Source organism: Shewanella sp. 0m-6 (assembly GCF_052977325.1).
On record NZ_JBRIMD010000002.1, the window covers coordinates 17,638 to 37,508 of the forward strand.

A 19,871-nucleotide genomic window follows, 5' to 3' on the forward strand; every position below is an offset into this window, starting at 1 on the left:
TAGGCTAATGTTGCCAAATGAAAAGTGATCTGGTTTGTTTAAAAATCGTTTTGGCTATAAATCGCAGATCTTGAGTCTAGTTGAGTCTAGTTGAGTCTAGTTGAGTCGAGTTTTGAGACTAGCGTGCGCGATTTCGTCATTTTGAAGCACAACTAAGTAGACCTAATCAACTTACTTGCAAAAGGTTGAGTGCAAGGTAGTTCATCATGGACTTCGTTTGCGTGACTTAAAGCAATTCAATATAAAAGTGTTAATTACCGAACCATAGGGGAATTCTTTCATGAAAAAAGTACTACTAATGAGCGCACTGATATTTGCATCATCAAGTGTTTTCGCAGCTCAAACAAGTGATCCAAAGGGCGGATTTATTGGCCCGAGTAATGTCAGCGTGAAGACAGTCGCTGTTGCTTTAGGCGCCAAGGATGACACTCCAGTAATATTAACGGGTTATATCGTGGCAAGTTTGGGAGATGAAGCTTACAAATTTAAGGATGATACAGGGGAAGTCATCGTTGAGATTGACGATCGTGACTGGAATGGCGTTGAAGCGACGCCTGAAACTAAGGTTATCCTTGAAGGTGAGGTTGACAGCAGTTGGTCTTACACACAAATTGATGTGGACTCGGTTAAATTAGCAAAATAGAGTTGAGTACAACGCTAACACCCAATTAGACCAGTAGTACTTACTACTGGTCTTTTTATTTTAAAGCTTGATGTGATCTAGTGAAGCTCATGTTCAATACTAGGTTTTTAGAAGTACTAGAGCAGCTGTTGCTCCGTAAAGAGCACTTGCTGACAGTATGCTAGTCGGTGCCTTATGGCATCTAAGTACTGAGATGCTTGATTATCAACTAAATACCAAAAAGAGTTTGCTTGCTCTGGGGTTTGGTTGAAGAACATGAGCTCACAATCGAGTAGTTTTTCTTGGCTTGAATGGTGTAACCAGGTTTCGATGGGGCTTGTTGCTAAGTAGTTCAGTAAACAGAGGTTATCTGGCGTCGAGTTTTCATCTGCCACACTTGATTTAGACTGTGCCTGGTTATGTATTTTTTTGAGCAATAGAAAAGGGCAGTGAGCTATGTGGCGCTCCTTATGCTGCTCGTCGTTAAGGACCTGAACGGGCAATAGCTCCGGCTTGGGCAACATCAATTCAGGCCAGTCAAAACTTGCAAGTAAACCTAATGCAATACGACGTTCCCCTAACCAGTTGTGGACCATACAAGCTAAGTGTTCTTCACTTTGCATGGTCAATTGACGTTTAAGACTTGGCAGTAACGACATACGTTTAACTGTTAATTGGCAAGAGAGCTTTGTCATTAGTACCGCGGTCACCAATCCTGTTGATGGCCAGCAGTGAAGCTCTTTTTCTAATGACTCTGCTGTTTCAATAAGCTGCTGTGTTAATAATGCCAGCTCAGTATCAGTAAAATGGCCTGAAACAACAAAGGGGCTCTTTGAGCCAACAAATGGACCGTTAGAGATATTGATCAGCGTACTGGTTATTGGATCTTGTTTGTCTTGAGGTGTTGTACCGTTAAAAATGAAGGTCGCTCCACTCGATGGGATCTCCCACTTTCCGTTTGCATTACCGATAATGGTGACTTTACTTAGTATGCTTAATAGCTTAGTAGGACTAACTGTCTGCATTCTCGCCTTCAGATTAAAATTTGTTTGCGCCTATAATAGCAGTCAATTTAACAAAATAACCCAGCTGACCTTGATTGTTTAGCATTTGTATCGCCGCTAGCATGTGGTTATATAGCATTTATGTTGAAAGTAGAATGCACTATAAGCTGACATTTACAAACAACCAGTGTTGGTAGCGCTGTTAAGGCAGATATTAAAAGCCAAAAGGTATGAAGGAAGCTGTGACGAAGTGAAAAAGTGTAATTAAATTGCTTTTGTTGTCGGGGATTGTTGAGCTGGTGCACGTACAACGACTTCAGCCCCTTCGGCAGAGAGTACTAAATCGATATCTTCCTCAGGGATGCAGCAGCAAGGAAGACACTCATCTTGTTCCAGTGTAACAAGTGGTTCACGAAAGTAGCTAACCTTACCGCTTTTTACTTTAGTTTTACACTGTCCACAAAAGCCACTGCGACATTCAGAGAAGATTTTGACTTTCTTTAGCTCTAATGCTTCAAGCAAGCTGATGTGTTGCTCAGTAAAAAGCAACACAGGCATGCCTTGAAGGCTCACAATCGGAGCCTTCTTAAAGCGAGCTTGACTAAAGTTTTGTGACTTAAAGGTCAAAGTCAGAGAACTCATCATCATCGATAGAAGAATCGATTTGGCCAACAAGATAAGAAGAGACTTCTACTTCTTGTGGGGCTACTTGTACTGAATCACTTTCTAACCAGTTCTTCATCCATGGAAGAGGGTTGGTTTGCTCTGGATATGGCGATGCAAAATTAACGGCTTTCATGCGCTCGTTGGTGATGTATTCAACATACTGGCACAGAATATGTTCGTTTAGCCCAATCATTGAACCATCTTTGAATAGGTATTTAGCCCACTCTTTTTCTTGCTCAGCGGCTTTGATAAAGATATCGATAGCCGTCTGCTCGCACTCTTTAGCGATTTCAGCCATTTCAGGGTCGTCTTTACCAGCGTGCATGATCTTCAAGATATGCTGAGTGCTGTTTAGATGCAGGGCTTCGTCACGAGCGATAAGACGAATGATTTTCGCATTACCTTCCATGACCTTACGCTCTGCAAATGCGAACGAGCAAGCAAAGCTGACATAAAAACGGATAGCTTCAAGTACGTTGACCGATACCATACATAGGTAAAGGGCTTTTTTGATTTCACGTTTAGTGACTTCAATGATCTCACCATCAATTTCGTGACTACCTTCGCCCAACAAATGATAAGCCTGGCTCAGCTTGATCAAGTGATCGTAGTAGTTAGCGATATCACTTGCGCGCTTTAAAATCTCATCATTTTCAACGATGTCATCAAACACAACTGAAGGATCGTTAACGATATTACGAATAATATGAGTGTAAGAGCGCGAGTGAATAGTCTCAGAAAATGACCAGGTTTCAATCCAAGTCTCTAGCTCAGGTAGTGATACCAATGGCAAGAAGGCAACGTTTGGCGAACGACCTTGGATTGAATCAAGTAGTGTTTGATACTTAAGGTTCGAGATGAAGATATGCTTTTCATGCTCTGGTAGTGCCGCGTAGTCGATTTTGTCACGGCTGACATCGACTTCTTCTGGACGCCAGAAGAACGAAAGCTGCTTTTCGATCAGCTTTTCAAAAACTTCATATTTCTGTTGATCATAACGCGCTACGTTAACTGACTGCCCAAGAAACATAGGCTCTAGCATTGCGTTGTTAGGAGTTTGACAAAATGTTGAATAGGCCATTTTTCTATCTTCCGATAATGGGGGCTAAGCCCCCTTAAATTAACGTTTAATACTAATGATTAACTCTTGGGTTAAATCTTACATGCGCCGCCAGCGCAACTGTCATCTTCTTTCTCAATGGCAGTGATATCGTCATGACTATCTGAAGCCCCATCACGAGTATTGTGATAGTAAAGTGTCTTCACACCATATTTGTAAGCGGTTAATAAGTCTTTCAATAGTACCTTCATGGGTACTCTGCCACCCTCAAATCGAGTCGGGTCGTAGTTAGTGTTAGCTGAAATAGACTGATCGACAAATTTCTGCATCAATCCTACCAACTGCAAATAACCATCGTTATTAGGCATTTGCCATAATAACTCGTAGCTATACTGATATTTTTCAAAGTCAGGTACAACTTGCTTTAGCTGGCCATCTTTACTCGCTTTAACACTAATTAAACCGCGTGGTGGCTCAATACCGTTAGTAGCGTTAGAGATCTGTGAAGAGGTCTCTGATGGCATTAGCGCTGACAGGGTAGAGTTACGTAGACCGTGTGTCTTGATCTCTTCACGTAATGTTTCCCAGTCTAGATGTAATGGCTCGTCGCAGATCTTATCTAGATCACGCTTGTAGGTATCAATCGGTAAAATACCCTTAGCATAAGTTGTTTCATGGAACGAGGGGCAAGCACCTTGTTCTTGAGCAAGCTTCATAGAGGCTTTCAATAAATAGAATTGAATCGCTTCAAAAGTCTTGTGGGTAATGCCGTTAGCAGAACCGTCTGAGTAACGTACGCCTTCTTTTGCTAGGTAATTAGCGAAGTTAATTACGCCAATACCCAGTGTGCGGCGGTTCATCGATGCTTTTTCAGCAGAGATGATTGGGTAGTCTTGATAATCAAGTAAGTTATCGAGTGCACGCACGGCAAGATCAGCTAGTGGCTCAAGCTCCTCTAACTTCTTAATAGCACCTAAGTTCAATGCTGATAGTGTACAAAGTGCAATCTCACCGTCTGGATCGTTAATGTTATTTAACGGTTTAGTTGGCAAGGCAATTTCAAGACACAAGTTAGACTGACGTACAGGCGCAACCTTAGAGTCAAATGGACTATGAGTATTGCAGTGGTCAACGTTTTGAATGTAGATCCGGCCAGTCGAAGCGCGCTCTTGCATCATTAATGAGAACAGCTCTACAGCTTTTATCTGTTTTTTACGAATGCTGCTATCAGCTTCATATTTAAGGTACAGACGTTCGAACTCTTCTTGATCTTCAAAGAATGCATCGTACATTCCTGGCACATCTGATGGGCTAAATAAGCTGATCATACCACCCTGAATTAGGCGCTGATACATCACCTTGTTGATTTGAACGCCGTAGTCTAAGTGACGAATACGGTTATCATCAACACCACGGTTATTCTTTAATACCAATAGTGATTCAACTTCAAGATGCCACATTGGATAGAATAGGGTCGCTGCACCACCACGTACGCCGCCTTGAGAACAAGACTTAACCGCTGTTTGGAAGTACTTATAAAATGGTAAGCAACCTGTGTGGAAAGCTTCACCACCGCGAATAGGGCTACCTAGTGCGCGAATACGGCCTGCATTGACACCAATACCAGCACGTTGAGATACATACTTAACAATTGACGATGAGGTCGCGTTAATTGAATCTAGGCTATCGCCACATTCAATTAGAACGCATGAACTGAACTGACGAGTTGGCGTACGTACACCTGCCATGATAGGTGTAGGCAGCGAAATTTTAAATAATGAAGTTGCATCATAAAAGTCTTTAACGTACTTAAGGCGCGTCTCTTTGGGATACTTTGCGAATAGGCAAGCTGCAACCAAGATATACAGGAACTGAGCACTTTCATAAATTTCGTGGCTAACACGGTTTTGTACAAGATACTTACCCTCAAGCTGCTTTACAGCGGCATAAGAGAAGTTCATGTCTCGCCAGTGATCGATATAGGTATCAAGAATTTCAATCTCTTCTTGAGAGTAATCTTCAAGAATGTGAGCATCGTACTTACCGAGCTCAACTAAATTGACCACGTGGTCATAAAGCTTAGGAGGTTCAAACTGGCCAAAGGCTTTCTTACGTAAATGGAACACAGCAAGACGTGCAGAAAGGAACTGATAATCAGGTGCTTCTGGTGAAATTAAGTCAGCTGCTGCTTTAATGATAGTCTCATGGATGGCTTCAGTTGCAATGCCGTCGAAAAATTGCAGGTGAGAACGGAGTTCTACTTCTGATACAGAGACATTATTAAGTCCCTTTGCCGCCCATTCAATAACGCGATGGATTTTGTCGAGATCGATAGTCTCACGTTCGCCACTACGCTTTGTGACTGTCATATTGCTATTCATTAAAGATAGACCTTGATTTTTATATTTATGAAAGTGACCAGTTCAGGTTCACCCTACGTTTCCCTGTAAACAAACAGTTTTTAACCGTAAAAACGGAGAGTTCCTTTTTGTTGACACAAACGACTAAATAGTGCCTGTTATTGTCACTCACACACAATATATGGTGTTTTGAGATTCAATAGCTACAAGATAGTGAGGTTATGGTATTTTTGCAAGTGGGAATTTATTGGACAAGTTGTGGATATCTTGGGGGTAATTGAACCTGTTAGTAATGGCTAACCCTTAAAGCTTGTTTTGATTTGATTTCCTCGGTGAAGAGTAATATTTGAGCAAATAAAAATGATCGATAAGATCGCTGCTAACTTGTGCGATCCTAACCGATCATTTGAGTACTTTTTTATGACGCTTAATAACTTAATTAACAAAGATTTTAAAGCAGCATATAAAGGGTGAATACGCTAGCGCTTATAGCAAAAAAAATCGGCTAAGCTGTCACCGTTTTCAAAACTTAAGTCAGCAGGCCAAAGACTCGGTTCGTCATCTGGTCCGATATACCCCCAGGCCGCTAAACCTGAGATCATATTCGCCGCCTTAGCAGCGATAAGATCACGTTCAGCATCGCCTAAATAAAGAATATGCTCAGGTAAAACCCTAAGCTGCTGTGCTGCTAACAGCATAGGAGCTGTATGGGGCTTTGAATGTTGAGTGGTATCGCCGCTGACCACAGCAGGCATTTTTGCTGTTAAACCGAGTTTATCTAGTAGAGGCCTTGCAAAGCGCGCTGGCTTGTTGGTGACGACCCCAAAGGGGATTGACAGCTGGCTAAGCGTGTCCAGTAACCTATCTAACCCCTTAAATAAATCGCAATTATCTCCGTTGATCAGCTCATAATTGTCGAAAAGAGATTGCTGTAATGAAGGAATGCTTGCGTCATCAATGGCGGGGATGGCAGCTTTAATCATTGCGATACTGCCATGTGAGGCGCTCGCTCTAATGGCTTCAAATGGCACACGACTGTGACCATTCGCGGCTAAAGCCATATTAAGTGCCTCAATCATTTCTGGTGCCGTATCAGCGAGTGTGCCATCTAAATCAAATAGCACACCTTTAATAGTAAGTGCCTGTGCTTTAGTCATTTTTAACCGTAGCTATCATGTAGTTAACTTCAAGGCTCTTGGTGTATCTGAAGATGTCAGTAATAGGGTTATAGGTAATACCCACAGCATCTGTACAAAATAGCTCGGCGTTATCAGCCAAACCAATTAACTCTGATGGTTTGATAAATTTATTATGATCATGTGTGCCAACAGGCAACATCTTTAATAGGTATTCAGCACCTAGAATGGTTTCAACATAGGCACGGATGTTGCGGTTAATGGTTGAGAAAAACACAAAACCACCTGGTTTAACCATATCGGCGCAAGCTTGAATAACAGAGCTAGGGTCAGGAACATGCTCAAGCATTTCCATGCAAGTGACGACATCATAATGACCACGGTGTTGGTCTCTGTGTGCTTCAGCGGTATTTTTTACATAGTTAATCTCGACGCCTGTTTCTAGTGCGTGAAGTCTGGCGACATCAAGTGGTTCATCACCCATGTCTAGGCCAGTTACGTTAGCGCCAATTTTTGCCATGCTTTCAGACAAAATTCCGCCGCCACAGCCGACATCGAGAATTTGTTTACCAAAAATGCCGCCTGCTGTTTGGTCAATATAGTTAAGGCGAAGTGGATTTAAGTTATGCAGTGGCTTAAATTCGCCGTTAGGGTCCCACCAAGTGGCGGCCATTTTCTCAAACTTCGCGATCTCTTGTGGATCAACATTATTATGTGTTTGCACTTAAATTACCTCAGAGCGAAAAATCTGTCTTTGGGCCACATTATAATGAATAGCACCAAGAAACAAAGCAGTTATGAAGCTGTTTGTTACTTATTGAACAAACTGAACAATTAATGCGCCTATGTCTTGATTTTAATCAAGTGAATTAGCTTTTTTGGCTTATTTAAAATGAATCGATATTTGGGTCTAGCGCCATAAAATAACTGTGTTAGAATGCCAAATCACGTTTTCAAGCATAGCTATTCTAGGAAATAGGAATAGCACGCTAAATTTCAGGGGATCGAGCAGTTTATGACTGATCTGGCTTCATCTATAACACCAATTAATATTGAAGACGAATTAAAAAATTCATACTTAGATTACGCTATGAGCGTAATTGTTGGCCGTGCACTGCCTGACGTTCGTGACGGTTTAAAACCGGTACATCGCCGCGTATTATTCGCCATGAGCGAATTGAAAAACGACTGGAATAAGCCTTATAAAAAGTCTGCCCGTGTCGTAGGTGATGTAATCGGTAAATATCACCCACATGGTGATACAGCGGTATATGACACAATCGTTCGTTTGGCCCAGCCTTTCTCTATGCGCTATCCACTTATTGACGGTCAAGGTAACTTCGGTTCAGTTGACGGCGATGCGGCGGCAGCAATGCGTTATACCGAAATCCGTATGGACAAGGTGGCACATCAGCTTTTAGCCGATCTAGAGAAAGAGACCGTTGACTTTGTGCCAAACTACGATGGCACCGAGTTTATTCCTGCTGTTTTACCTACACGGATCCCAACACTGCTGGTGAACGGTTCGTCAGGTATTGCTGTTGGTATGGCAACGAACATTCCTCCGCATAACATAAGCGAAGTGATTGCTGGTTGCTTAGCGCTAATCGAAGATCCTGCCTTATCTATTGAACAGCTGATGGACTACATTCCGGGTCCTGACTTCCCAACGGCTGCAATCATTAATGGCCGCAAGGGCATTATCGATGCATATAAGACAGGCCGTGGCCGCGCAGTGATGCGTGCACGTGCAGATATTGAAGAAGAGAATAGTCGTGAGCGTATTATTGTTCACGAAATTCCTTATCAAGTTAACAAAGCGCGTTTAATTGAAAAAATTGCCGAGCTTGTTAAAGATAAGAAAATTGAAGGTATCAGTGGCTTACGCGACGAGTCTGATAAAGACGGTATGCGTATTGTTATCGAAATCAAGCGTGGCGAAGTGGGTGAGGTTGTACTAAATAACCTTTATGCACAGACCCAAATGCAGTGCTCTTTTGGTATTAACATGGTTGCACTGACCAATGGTCAGCCTAAACTATTTAACCTTAAAGAGATGCTAGAGTGCTTTATTCTTCACCGTCGTGAAGTGGTAACGCGTCGTACGGTATTTGAACTGCGTAAAGCACGCGAACGCGCTCACATCCTTGAAGCGTTAGCAGTTGCATTAGCTAACATCGATCCAATTATTGCGTTGATTAAAGCCTCTCCAACGCCTGCTGAAGCAAAAGTTAAACTTGTTGCACAAGGCTGGGAGCTTGGACATGTTAAAGGCATGCTTGAAAAAGCAGGCGATGACGCAGCTCGTCCAGAATGGCTTGAACCTGAGTTCGGGATCCGTGACGACCAGTACTACCTGACTGAGCAGCAAGCTCAAGCGATCCTTGAACTACGTTTACACCGTTTAACCGGTCTAGAACATGACAAGATCATTGCTGAATATGAAGAGCTTCTAGAAATTATTGCTGCACTACTATTTATTCTTGGTAGTCCACAACGTTTGATGGAAGTGATTAAAGAAGAGCTTGAAGAAGTATTAACAAACTTTGGTGATGAGCGACGTACTGTTATTAACGCTAACGAAGTTGATATGAGTCTTGAAGATCTAATCAATGAAGAAGACGTTGTTGTGACGCTTTCTCACTTAGGTTATGCCAAATATCAAGTACTGTCTGATTACCAAGCCCAGCGTCGTGGTGGTAAAGGTAAAGCTGCAACTAAAGTGAAAGACGAAGATTTCGTTGAGAAACTATTGGTTGCTAACACCCATGATACCATCTTGTGCTTCTCTGATTTTGGTAAGATGTACTGGCTTAAAGTCTATCAATTACCATTGGCAAGCCGTACAGCTCGTGGTCGCCCAATCGTTAACCTATTGCCATTGGCTGAAGGTGAGCGTATTACTGCAATTCTACCTGTACGTGAATATGCTGAAGATAAGTACATTATCATGGCAACATCACACGGTACGGTTAAGAAAACTGCACTAACGGCTTACAGCAATCCTCGTGCAAACGGTATTATTGCGGTTAACCTAAAAGATGGCGATCAGCTGATTGGTGTTGATATTACCGATGGTAATGACGATATCATGCTGTTCTCTAACGAAGGTAAAGTTGTCCGTTTTAACGAGAAGGCTCGTAGCTCTGAAACTGGTGAAGTTAAGATTGATCCAGAAACAGGCGAAGAGGTTGTTGCGCTACGTGCTATGGGACGTACTGCAACGGGTGTGCGTGGTATTAAGCTGGAAGATGGCCAAACGGTTGTATCGCTAATCGTACCTAAAGGCGATGGCGCAATCTTAACGGTAACTGAAAACGGTTACGGTAAGCGTACTGATCTATCTGAGTACCCAGCGAAGAGCCGCGGTACTAAAGGTGTGGTTTCAATTAAAGTTAGCGAACGTAACGGCGCCGTAGTGGGTGCAGTACAAGTTGGCGGCAATGATGAAATCATGTTGATCAGTAACAAAGGTACCTTGGTAAGAACACCTGCTGAAGGTGTATCGACCATTGGCCGTAACACCCAGGGCGTTACTATCATCCGTACAGCGGAAGATGAAAAAGTCGTGGGCCTACAGCGTATCGATGAAATTCAAGTTCCTGAAGTTGAGCTAGATGAAGAGGGAAACCCAATCATCACTGAAGCGACTGCAGAAACTGAAGGTCAAGCTGATGTAAGCACTACTGATGTATTAGATGCAGCAGCGCAGAGCGATGAAACGCCAACAACTGAAGACTAATATCAATCAATTTGATTATTAATCTCAATAAAAAAGGATGCCATTGGCATCCTTTTTTGTTTTCGGCATCAACATAAATACAGGGGGACTTTTTAGAATCAAAGCTCTGCAATATACATCCCTTGAGTATTCTATATTGCTCTATTTATAGTATTAAATGAGGCGTCAATTACCTGCTTTATCGGCTTGCTTAAAAGCATCACGCCAAAACTCAGAGCTTAATTTCGCAATAACTCGTGACTCGCCATTTAATAACATAGCCATACCGATATTTAACTCTGGAGAGTAGGAAACTTCAGCGACATAACCAGCAACCCAGCCCGCATGATAAATAAGTGGTCGACCGTCAAACTCATATACGCGCCAGCCTTTGCCGTAATGGGCGCTATTAAGATACGCTCGCCAATCACGACGATGCAACTCTTTGGTGGTCTTGACCCCTGGGGTGGTTACATCTAGCAATACCGTTTCACTGAGCACCTCAGGATTTTGGCCTAAATTTGCTATAAGCCATTTTGATAGATCAGTAATACTGGCATTAACACCTGCGGCGGGAGCCAGTTGATAATAATTTGATTTTACCTTTACTTGTTTAAAGCCATATTTTGTTTTGATATGAGGCTCTGCGCGATTGCTGGTTTGTTGAAAAGCGTTAAAGCCAACCGATGCGGTGTCCATCGCTAACGGCGAGAAAATGCGTTGTTGCAGTAAGTCTGAGTAACTGGATGCAGATTGCTGCTCAATTGCGGTTTGGATAAAGGAGAACGCGACATTTTGGTAGCCATAACATACGCCGGGTTTACAGATAGGGGTTAGCTCATCAAACTTGCTGATGATTTTAGTCACCTTGACGTTACTATCGACTAGGTTGTCATAACTATTGGGCATTAAGCCTGTGCTGTGGCCGATTACGTGGCCGAGATTAATTTGCTTAGCCATCTGCTGTTTAGCTAAAGTGAATTCGGGTAAATAGTTCACTATAGGTTGTTGCCAGTCTAACTTATTTTCTTCAACCAATATGCTCGCTAACGTGCCTGCAAAGGTTTTAGAAACAGAAGCGAGTCTAAACACGGTATTAGCATTAACATTTTTGTTGCTGCCTTTGCTGCGCTTGCCATAACTGCTTAATTTGATCACTTTGTCAGCATCAACGATGACAAAAGCGCCGCCGGGCACTTTATTGACTTTTAACTCTCGATGGAAACGTTGTTTGAAGCTATCAGCAAGCGTCGTATATTGAGAGGGGGCGGCATAGGCATGCTGCAGAGTAAAAGTCGCACCGATTGATAATGTGCCGATAACCAACATCGATTTAAAAAACATGGACAGATCCAATATGCCGTTAAAACGGTCTGTTTAGTATATTCGTTGCAACTTAACCAACTAACAATGCATGTTTATGCTGATTGCTATCTGTTATTGTTAAGTACAAAATATTAGGCTACTCGTTGTGTGAGTAAGTGGTGTATCTAAGTGAGTGGTGTCATCAATACTCACAATTCGCTACTCACAATTCGCTACTCACATCTAGCCTAGGTATTATTTTAACGATAATGCTAACAAAAGCAGTTATTAAATTTATAAATAGTGACTTGCTTACATCAACGTTAAGAGTGATTTTATTTTTATGTTAGCTTCTAAAGCGTTGGGATATAATGCTAAAAAGAATGCTAATACTCCACTATTTCTACTGATAATAATAGAAGGACAATACTGTGAGCGCGATTTTTAACTTCTGTGCAGGCCCTGCCATGTTACCCGCACCTGTAATGCAAAAGGCTCAGAAAGAGCTATTGAACTGGAATGACCAAGGTGTTTCCGTTATGGAGGTGAGTCATCGAAGTAAAGAATTTATCGCGTTAACTGAACAAGCTGACACTGATTTACGTCAGTTAATGGATATACCGGCCAATTATCACGTGTTGTTTATGCATGGTGGTGGTCGCGGCCAATTTTCGGCTGTTGTGAATAATTTTTTAGGCAACAATGGAAAAGCACTCTATTTAGTCGATGGTAGCTGGTCTCAGGCGGCGGTTGAAGAAGCAAAAAAAATAGCCGGTGAAGACAATGTTGATGTTATCGACATTGTCAGTGTTGTAGAGGGAAAGAAACAGATCTCGCTTCCTGACCTGACTCAAATTGATAAAGATTACCGATATGTACACTACTGTCCAAATGAGACCGTTGATGGTATCGAAATTTTTGAAAGCATTAACAGTCCTTGGCCTGTTATTGCTGATATGTCATCTAATATTTTGTCACGTACAATCGACGTGAGTCAGTTCGGGCTAATTTATGCTGGCGCGCAAAAGAACATTGGTCCATCGGGCTTAAGTATCGTTATTGTGCGTGATGATATGCTTTCTTTATCGAGCTTGCCGCAATCGTCAATTATGGATTATCGCTTAGCGGTTAAACATGACTCCATGTACAACACGCCACCGACGTTTGCTTGGTATTTGGCCGCAGAAGTCTTTAGCTGGTTGAAAAGTGTTGGTGGTGTTTCCCAGATGGAACAGATCAATATTGAAAAGGCTGCGCGCCTATATCAGTGTATTGATGAATTAGGTTTTTATGTCAGTGACGTTGCAAAACAAAATCGAAGCCGCATGAATGTCACTTTTAAACTGACAAATGCTGATTTAGATTCGAAGTTTCTAGAGGATGCAAAAGCTGCAGGCCTCGTAGCCTTAAAAGGTCATCGAAGCGTTGGTGGTATGCGGGCTAGTTTATACAATGCTATGCCATTGGCCGGTGTAGATGCGTTAGTTAACTTTATGAAAGCGTTTGCTGCGAAACATAGCTAGACATCGTTTAAAACTAAATCAAAAAAGCCGATAATAGCGATATTATCGGCTTTTTAGTTATTGTTCTAATGAGGTTCACGTTAAATTTAATCAAGCTTGAACGAATCGTTTACCTCTATACTAAGAAATCACTTTCGCAATTGATTCTGCGAGGTAATCAATATTCCCAGTTCCAATGCCTGCAATACTAATCCGGCTTGAGTCTACCATGTAGACGCTATAATGCTCTTGCAGTTCAGCAACCTCTGTTGGGGTTATCCCAAGAAAAGAGAACATGCCTTTTTGCTTGGCGATAAAGTCAAAGTTACGTTGAACGCCTTTCTCTTTAAGCTTATTAACCAGCATTACACGGTTACCGTTAATACGCTCACGCATTACGGTTAATTCGTTTAACCATTCTTGTTTTAGTGTGTCTGAACCTAAAATGGTTTCGACAATAGCAGCGCCATGAGCTGGCGGCATTGAGTAGATACAACGTACTACGTACAAAAGCACTGAAAATGCGATATCTGCGCGTATTGCATCACTGCCGATAATTGAGCAGGATCCAATTCGTTCACGGTATAAGCCAAAATTCTTAGAGCAAGAACTACACAGGATCATATTGTTAACCGCTGCAGCCATTTTACGCACGCCATAGGCGTCTTCATCAACACCATCACCAAAACCCTGGTAAGCCATATCGATAAGAGGAGTGAAACCTTGTCGACTGGTGAGTGAAATAATCTCATCCCACTGTGATGGACTTAAGTCCATACCACTTGGGTTATGACAGCATGCATGCAGTAGCACAACATCTTCTTCGCTCACCTTGGCCAAGGCGGCTTTCATCTCGTCAAACTTGAGTGACTTTGTATCGTAGTTATAATAGGGATAGGTTTTAACTGTGATCCCCGCCGCTTCAAACAGGCCAGTATGATTTGCCCAAGTAGGATCGCTAACCCAGAGTATGGCATTTGGATTGCATCGCTTGATAAAATCAGCAGCAACTCGAAGTGCCCCAGTACCGCCAGGGGTCGACACTGTACGAACTCGGTTGGCTAAAATAACCGGGTTATCTAAACCAAAAGCGAGCTCAGTAATTAACCTGTTGAAATCACCTGAACCTGTAGGGCCGATGTAAACTTTAGTTGACTCTGTCTCTAATCTAAACTTTTCTGCTTTTTTAACACAAGACAAAATTGGGGTGTGACCCGACTCATCTTTATAGACTCCAACACCTAAGTCTACTTTTTGGCAATGGTCATCTTCACGATATTTAGTCAGTAACCCAAGGATTGGATCGGCAGGCATAGCGGTCAATTTGTTGAACATGGCTCCATTTACCTTCTCTGTTGTTGGCTGTTTTATTGATCATTATCTTTATTAACTTAGAGTAACGTATATAACCTAGCGTTGAACAGTATTGCGGTATATTTTGATCCTGAAAGTTGTTGGAATATTATGATTCCACTTAAAGTTAATAGGTAATAATTGGCTGTTGTAAGCCGAGTGAAACTGTGAATTATTACTACTTGAGTATAATTTGTCTTGTAAAGGATGATTTTTATAAAAAAGTGTTGAATCCTGCGCAGCAATGAGTAACTTTATATCTACGAAGTTCAAACAAACGCGTAGACGGCTGTCATTTTGTCGTGATGACCTTAAATCCTATCAAATTAGGAGTAATGCTGTCTTGCATGAACATCTACTGTTAACCCGCAGGCGAGTTTGACTCCTGCAGTAATAATAAGAAGTACGCAATGAATCAATTACGTTTAGAGCCGATAAAAAAAGTATCAGGTACGGTTAATATTCCTGGTTCAAAGAGCATTTCAAATCGTGCTTTATTATTGGCGACTCTCGCTAGTGGAACCACGACACTCACCAATTTACTCGACTCAGACGATATTCGTTATATGTTGGCCTCACTTAAGCAACTCGGCGTCAACTATCGTTTATCGAATAACAATACCGTGTGTGAATTAGATGGCTTAGCCGGTACTTTAAACGCGAGTGAGCCGCAAAGCTTGTTTTTAGGAAACGCAGGTACAGCAATGCGCCCATTATGTGCTGCACTAACATTAGGCCAAGGTGAGTTTACGTTAACAGGTGAACCGCGTATGGAAGAGCGTCCTATTGGCGATCTGGTCGATGCGCTGCGCCAACTCGGTGCCGAAGTGAGTTACCTTAAAAATGAGGGCTTTCCGCCACTGCATATTACCTCAACGGGGTTAAATGGTGGCAATGTTGAGATAGCTGGCGATCTGTCCAGCCAGTTTTTAACCGCACTGCTGATGGTTGCACCGCTAGCTCAAGACGATGTAAATATTCAAATTAAAGGTGAGCTAGTCTCAAAACCTTATATCGATATTACCTTAGCCTTAATGGAGCAGTTTGGCGTTAAGGTTACAAATAACGACTACGCTTCATTTGAGATCAAGACTGGTCAACGTTATGTCTCTCCAGGCAAAGTACTGGTTGAAGGTGACGCGTCATCGGCTTCTTATTTTCTTGCCGCCGGTGCGATTCAAGGTGGAGAAGTTAAGGTCACAGGTGTAGGCAAGCTCAGCATTCAAGGTGATGTTAAGTTTGCAGACGTACTCGAAAAAATGGGGGCTGAGATAGAGTGGGGCGATGATTATATTATTGCTCGTCAAGCTAAGCTAACAGCAGTTGATCTTGATATGAACCATATACCAGACGCAGCAATGACAATTGCGACGGCGGCACTGTTTGCGACCGGTACAACCCGTATTCGTAATATTTATAATTGGCGGATTAAAGAAACCGACCGTTTAGCAGCAATGGCAACTGAACTGCGAAAGGTCGGTGCTATAGTCGATGAAGGACATGACTATATCAGCGTAACGCCACCCGCTAAGCTAAATACTGCTGCAATTGATACCTATAATGATCACCGAATGGCGATGTGTTTCTCTATGATGGCGTTTGCGGATTGCGGGATCACCATTAATGAGCCTGAATGTACCTCTAAGACATTCCCAGATTATTTCAAACAATTTAACGCGCTTGCTAGATAAGCGTTACCCCAACAAGCAGTAATACGCTTCAGGTTAACCTTGGCTAACCTGAAGATTTGCTGAACCAAGTTCCCGAATATTTGATTTTTTTGCCGCTTTCTAAACTTACATGGTTTATAATGCGCGCGCTCACTTTTCGGTTATATCAAGGAAGATGGAATTTCTTGTGGAGGATTTTATGTCAGAAAGGGCGCCTGTTGTCACTGTTGACGGCCCAAGCGGTGCGGGAAAAGGTACTATTAGTCAGTTACTTGCTGAGCGATTAGGCTACAAGTTACTCGATAGTGGTGCGATTTACCGTGTATTAGCCTTAGCCGCTATTCATCACAACGTAGAACTAGATAATGAAGAGTCGTTAACCTTACTTGCCGCACATTTAGATGTGCAGTTTGTGACGGGTAATGAAGCTAAAGGGATTAAAGTCGTTTTAGAGGGTGAGGATGTATCAATAACCATCCGCAGCCAAGAATGCTCTAACGCGGCATCAAAAGTTGCGGCATTCCCACGAGTTAGGGAAGCGCTATTGCGTCGTCAGCGTGCATTTGCAGAAGCACCAGGCTTGATTGCTGACGGCCGTGATATGGGAACGATCGTATTTCCAGCTACGCCAGCTAAATTGTATTTGACAGCAACGGCGGAAGAAAGGGCGCAAAGGCGCTATAATCAGTTGCAGGACAAGGGCTTCGATGTTAATATCGATCAACTTTTGTCTGAGATAAAAGAGCGTGACGACCGCGATATGAATCGTAGTGTCGCTCCTTTGGTACCTGCCGAAGACGCACTGATTATCGATACGACTAACATTAATATTGAAGATGTGTTGGACTTAGCACTAACGCATATTCATCAAAAGCTCCAAGTACCAGCGTAAGCGGGTACTTAACTATTCGTCACATGGATGAGATGAATTATTATACTGACTCCACGTCCAGGATGGTCCGTGGTTTATTAAAGAAAGTAACTTAAACATGACTGAATCTTTTGCTGATCTATTTGAACAATCCCTTGAAACTCTAGAGTTCCGTCCAGGTTCTATCGTACGTGGTGTAGTTGTAGCCATCGAAAACGGTATGGTACTTGTTGACGCAGGTCTTAAGTCTGAAAGCCCAATCCCAGCTGAACAGTTCAAGAACGCTCAAGGCGCTCTAGAAATCGCAGTTGGCGACGAAGTTGACGTAGCACTTGACTCTGTAGAAGATGGTTTCGGTGAGACTCAACTTTCTCGTGAGAAAGCTAAGCGTCACGAAGCTTGGATCGTTCTAGAAAAAGCGTACGAAGATGCTGAAACTGTAATCGGTATCATCAATGGTAAGGTTAAAGGCGGTTTCACTGTTGAATTAAACGGTATCCGTGCATTCCTACCAGGTTCTCTAGTTGACGTTCGCCCAGTTCGCGATACAGCTCACCTAGAAAACAAAGAATTAGAATTCAAAGTTATCAAGCTTGACCAGAAGCGTAACAACGTTGTTGTTTCTCGTCGTGCAGTTATCGAATCAGAAAGCAGTGCAGAGCGTGATGCTCTTCTTGAGAACCTTCAAGAAGGTCAAGCAGTTAAGGGTATCGTTAAGAACCTTACTGACTACGGTGCATTCGTTGATCTTGGTGGTGTTGACGGTCTTCTACATATCACTGATATGGCTTGGAAGCGTGTTAAGCACCCATCTGAAATCGTTAATGTTGGTGACGAAATCAACGTTAAAGTTCTTAAGTATGACCGTGAGCGTACACGCGTATCACTAGGTCTTAAGCAACTTGGCGAAGATCCATGGTTAGAAATCAGCAAGCGCTACCCAGAAAACACACGTTTGACTGGTCGCGTAACTAACCTAACTGACTACGGTTGTTTCGTTGAAATTGAAGAAGGCGTTGAAGGTCTTGTTCACGTTTCTGAAATGGATTGGACTAACAAGAACATCCACCCATCTAAGGTTGTTAACCTAGGTGATGAAGTTGAAGTTCTAGTTCTTGACATCGATGAAGAGCGTCGTCGTATTTCTCTAGGTCTTAAGCAATGTAAAGTTAACCCATGGGATGATTTCGCTGAGCGTTTCAACAAAGGCGACAAGGTTTCTGGTAAGATCAAGTCAATCACTGACTTCGGTATCTTCATCGGTCTTGACGGCGGCATCGACGGTCTAGTTCACCTTTCTGACATTTCTTGGAACGGTACTGGCGAAGATGCAGTTTCTGAATACAAGAAAGGCGATGAAATCCACGCTGTAGTTCTTTCTGTAGACCCAGAGCGCGAGCGCATCAGTTTAGGCGTTAAGCAAACTGAAGACGATCCATTCAACGCATACCTTGCTGATAAGAAGAAAGGTGTTGTAGTAAATGGTGTTGTTACTGCAGTTGACGCAAAAGGTGTTACAATTGAACTAGCTGAGACTGTTGAAGGTTACCTTCGCGTTTCAGATATCTCTCGTGAGCGTATCGAAGATGCATCAACAGTTTACTCTGTAGGTGACAAAGTCGAGTCTAAGTTCATGGGTGTGGATCGTAAGAACCGCACTATCAGCCTATCTATCCGTGCGAAAGATGAAGCTGAAGAGAAAGAAGCAATGGCTAGCTTGAACAGCCAAGATGACGCTGTAATGAGCAGCGCTATGGCTGAAGCGTTCAAAGCAGCTCGTAAATAATCGCCTTGACGTTCAGGGGTGCTTGCACCCCTAAAAGGTGACTGTATTTGGCTTGATAATAGAGGGTATAGGATGACTAAGTCCGAGCTAATCGAAAAACTTGCCACTAGGCAGTCGCAGCTGTCTGCGAAAGAAGTGGAAGCCGCTATCAAAGAAATGTTGGAGCAAATGGCTGATACATTGGAAACTGGAGATCGTATAGAGATCCGTGGATTTGGTAGTTTCTCACTTCATTATCGTGCACCACGCACTGGCCGTAACCCAAAGACTGGTACTTCAGTCGAATTGGAAGGCAAGTATGTACCGCACTTTAAGCCAGGCAAAGAACTGCGCGAACGTGTTGATGCAATCAACGCGTAATTTACATCGTATTAAAAGCCTCCATTAGGAGGCTTTTTTATACCTAAAACTTAGGTATAACTAGCTAGTTTACTCATTTTCTTAGATAATCAAAGCTTACCAACGCGTTCATGGAGCTTAACGTGAAGTCATTTATCATTGCCTTTTTAGTCGCTGCATTTTTTTTCTTAGCGCTTATTTTTGGTGCTCGTAACGAACAAGTCGTGACAATTAGTTACTTTGTTGCTCAAGGTGAATTTAGATTACCTGTGGTTCTTGCATTTGTGTTTTTAGCTGGCTTTCTAGTGAGCTGGATATTTGCCATGTACCATATCGCGGGTCTTAAATTAGCCCTACGTCGTGCGAATAAAAAGTTGCACAACGCTCAAGAGAAACAAGAATTAAATCAAGCAACTGAATCTAAAGTTAAGACCATGGTTGTTAATCCAAGCGCAGACAAAGAAGTAGACGCTTAA

General features: G+C 42.5%; 16 protein-coding genes. 8 read left to right on the forward strand and 8 right to left on the reverse strand.

All coding sequences use genetic code 11. The annotated features are described in order from the left end of the window. Positions 1 to 280: 280 nt before the first annotated feature. Positions 281 to 643: a YgiW/YdeI family stress tolerance OB fold protein gene (locus tag ACVBJC_RS01705; protein ID WP_447159346.1), complete on the forward strand. Its 363-nt coding sequence runs from the start codon at positions 281 to 283 to the stop codon at positions 641 to 643. A 116-nt stretch (positions 644 to 759) separates the two neighbouring features. On the opposite strand, the gene ACVBJC_RS01710 is transcribed toward ACVBJC_RS01705, so the two are convergent. The 6 genes from ACVBJC_RS01710 to ubiG all read right to left on the reverse strand — a co-directional run bounded on the left by ACVBJC_RS01710 (position 760) and on the right by ubiG (position 7,572). Next, the gene (locus ACVBJC_RS01710) at positions 760 to 1,647 is read right to left on the reverse strand and encodes a hypothetical protein (RefSeq protein WP_447159345.1); all 888 of its coding nucleotides are present in this window, start codon (positions 1,645 to 1,647) and stop codon (positions 760 to 762) included. Between the two features lie 243 nt (positions 1,648 to 1,890). Continuing rightward, entirely contained in the window at positions 1,891 to 2,274 is a 384-nt protein-coding gene (gene yfaE, locus ACVBJC_RS01715; RefSeq protein WP_447159344.1) for a class I ribonucleotide reductase maintenance protein YfaE, read from the reverse strand. Then, positions 2,243 to 3,373 (reverse strand): class Ia ribonucleoside-diphosphate reductase subunit beta, encoded by a 1,131-nt coding sequence (gene nrdB / locus ACVBJC_RS01720; protein WP_447159343.1) that lies wholly within the window; start codon positions 3,371 to 3,373, stop codon positions 2,243 to 2,245. The genes yfaE and nrdB overlap by 32 nt, the downstream gene beginning before the upstream one ends. Before the next feature lie 71 nt (positions 3,374 to 3,444). Beyond that, on the reverse strand, positions 3,445 to 5,733 hold the full coding sequence (gene nrdA, locus ACVBJC_RS01725; RefSeq protein ID WP_447159342.1) for a class 1a ribonucleoside-diphosphate reductase subunit alpha: 2,289 nt from the start codon (positions 5,731 to 5,733) through the stop codon (positions 3,445 to 3,447). Positions 5,734 to 6,191: 458 nt separating this feature from the next. Then, positions 6,192 to 6,869: an HAD family hydrolase gene (locus ACVBJC_RS01730; protein ID WP_447159341.1), complete on the reverse strand. Its 678-nt coding sequence runs from the start codon at positions 6,867 to 6,869 to the stop codon at positions 6,192 to 6,194. Then, positions 6,862 to 7,572, reverse strand: coding sequence for a bifunctional 2-polyprenyl-6-hydroxyphenol methylase/3-demethylubiquinol 3-O-methyltransferase UbiG (gene ubiG / locus ACVBJC_RS01735; RefSeq protein WP_447159340.1), 711 nt, complete (start codon positions 7,570 to 7,572; stop codon positions 6,862 to 6,864). The genes ACVBJC_RS01730 and ubiG overlap by 8 nt, the downstream gene beginning before the upstream one ends. 291 nt (positions 7,573 to 7,863) lie before the next feature. Here ubiG and gyrA point away from each other — a divergent pair, with 291 nt between their 5' ends. After that, on the forward strand, positions 7,864 to 10,590 hold the full coding sequence (gene gyrA / locus ACVBJC_RS01740) for a DNA gyrase subunit A (RefSeq protein ID WP_447159339.1): 2,727 nt from the start codon (positions 7,864 to 7,866) through the stop codon (positions 10,588 to 10,590). A 165-nt stretch (positions 10,591 to 10,755) separates the two neighbouring features. Here gyrA and ACVBJC_RS01745 read toward each other — a convergent pair whose 3' ends face one another. After that, positions 10,756 to 11,913, reverse strand: coding sequence for a serine hydrolase domain-containing protein (locus tag ACVBJC_RS01745; RefSeq protein ID WP_447159338.1), 1,158 nt, complete (start codon positions 11,911 to 11,913; stop codon positions 10,756 to 10,758). Between the two features lie 392 nt (positions 11,914 to 12,305). Here ACVBJC_RS01745 and serC point away from each other — a divergent pair, with 392 nt between their 5' ends. Beyond that, a complete protein-coding gene (gene serC / locus ACVBJC_RS01750; RefSeq protein WP_447159337.1) occupies positions 12,306 to 13,397 on the forward strand; it encodes a 3-phosphoserine/phosphohydroxythreonine transaminase in 1,092 nt (363 codons plus the stop codon). A gap of 120 nt (positions 13,398 to 13,517) precedes the next feature. Here the strand turns inward: serC and ACVBJC_RS01755 are convergent, their stop codons facing one another. Next, a complete protein-coding gene (locus ACVBJC_RS01755) occupies positions 13,518 to 14,711 on the reverse strand; it encodes an amino acid aminotransferase (protein ID WP_447159336.1) in 1,194 nt (397 codons plus the stop codon). 428 nt (positions 14,712 to 15,139) lie between these two features. Between ACVBJC_RS01755 and aroA the strand changes: the two genes are divergently transcribed. The 5 genes from aroA to ACVBJC_RS01780 all read left to right on the forward strand — a co-directional run bounded on the left by aroA (position 15,140) and on the right by ACVBJC_RS01780 (position 19,871). Next, positions 15,140 to 16,420: a 3-phosphoshikimate 1-carboxyvinyltransferase gene (gene aroA / locus ACVBJC_RS01760; protein ID WP_447159335.1), complete on the forward strand. Its 1,281-nt coding sequence runs from the start codon at positions 15,140 to 15,142 to the stop codon at positions 16,418 to 16,420. Between the two features lie 178 nt (positions 16,421 to 16,598). Continuing rightward, on the forward strand, positions 16,599 to 17,291 hold the full coding sequence (cmk, locus tag ACVBJC_RS01765; RefSeq protein ID WP_447159334.1) for a (d)CMP kinase: 693 nt from the start codon (positions 16,599 to 16,601) through the stop codon (positions 17,289 to 17,291). A gap of 97 nt (positions 17,292 to 17,388) precedes the next feature. Then, entirely contained in the window at positions 17,389 to 19,056 is a 1,668-nt protein-coding gene (gene rpsA / locus ACVBJC_RS01770; RefSeq protein WP_447159333.1) for a 30S ribosomal protein S1, read from the forward strand. Between the two features lie 72 nt (positions 19,057 to 19,128). Then, a complete protein-coding gene (ihfB, locus tag ACVBJC_RS01775; protein ID WP_447159332.1) occupies positions 19,129 to 19,416 on the forward strand; it encodes an integration host factor subunit beta in 288 nt (95 codons plus the stop codon). A gap of 122 nt (positions 19,417 to 19,538) precedes the next feature. Continuing rightward, positions 19,539 to 19,871 carry a LapA family protein gene (locus ACVBJC_RS01780; RefSeq protein ID WP_447159331.1) on the forward strand — a complete coding sequence of 111 codons (333 nt, stop codon included), beginning with the start codon at positions 19,539 to 19,541 and terminating at the stop codon, positions 19,869 to 19,871.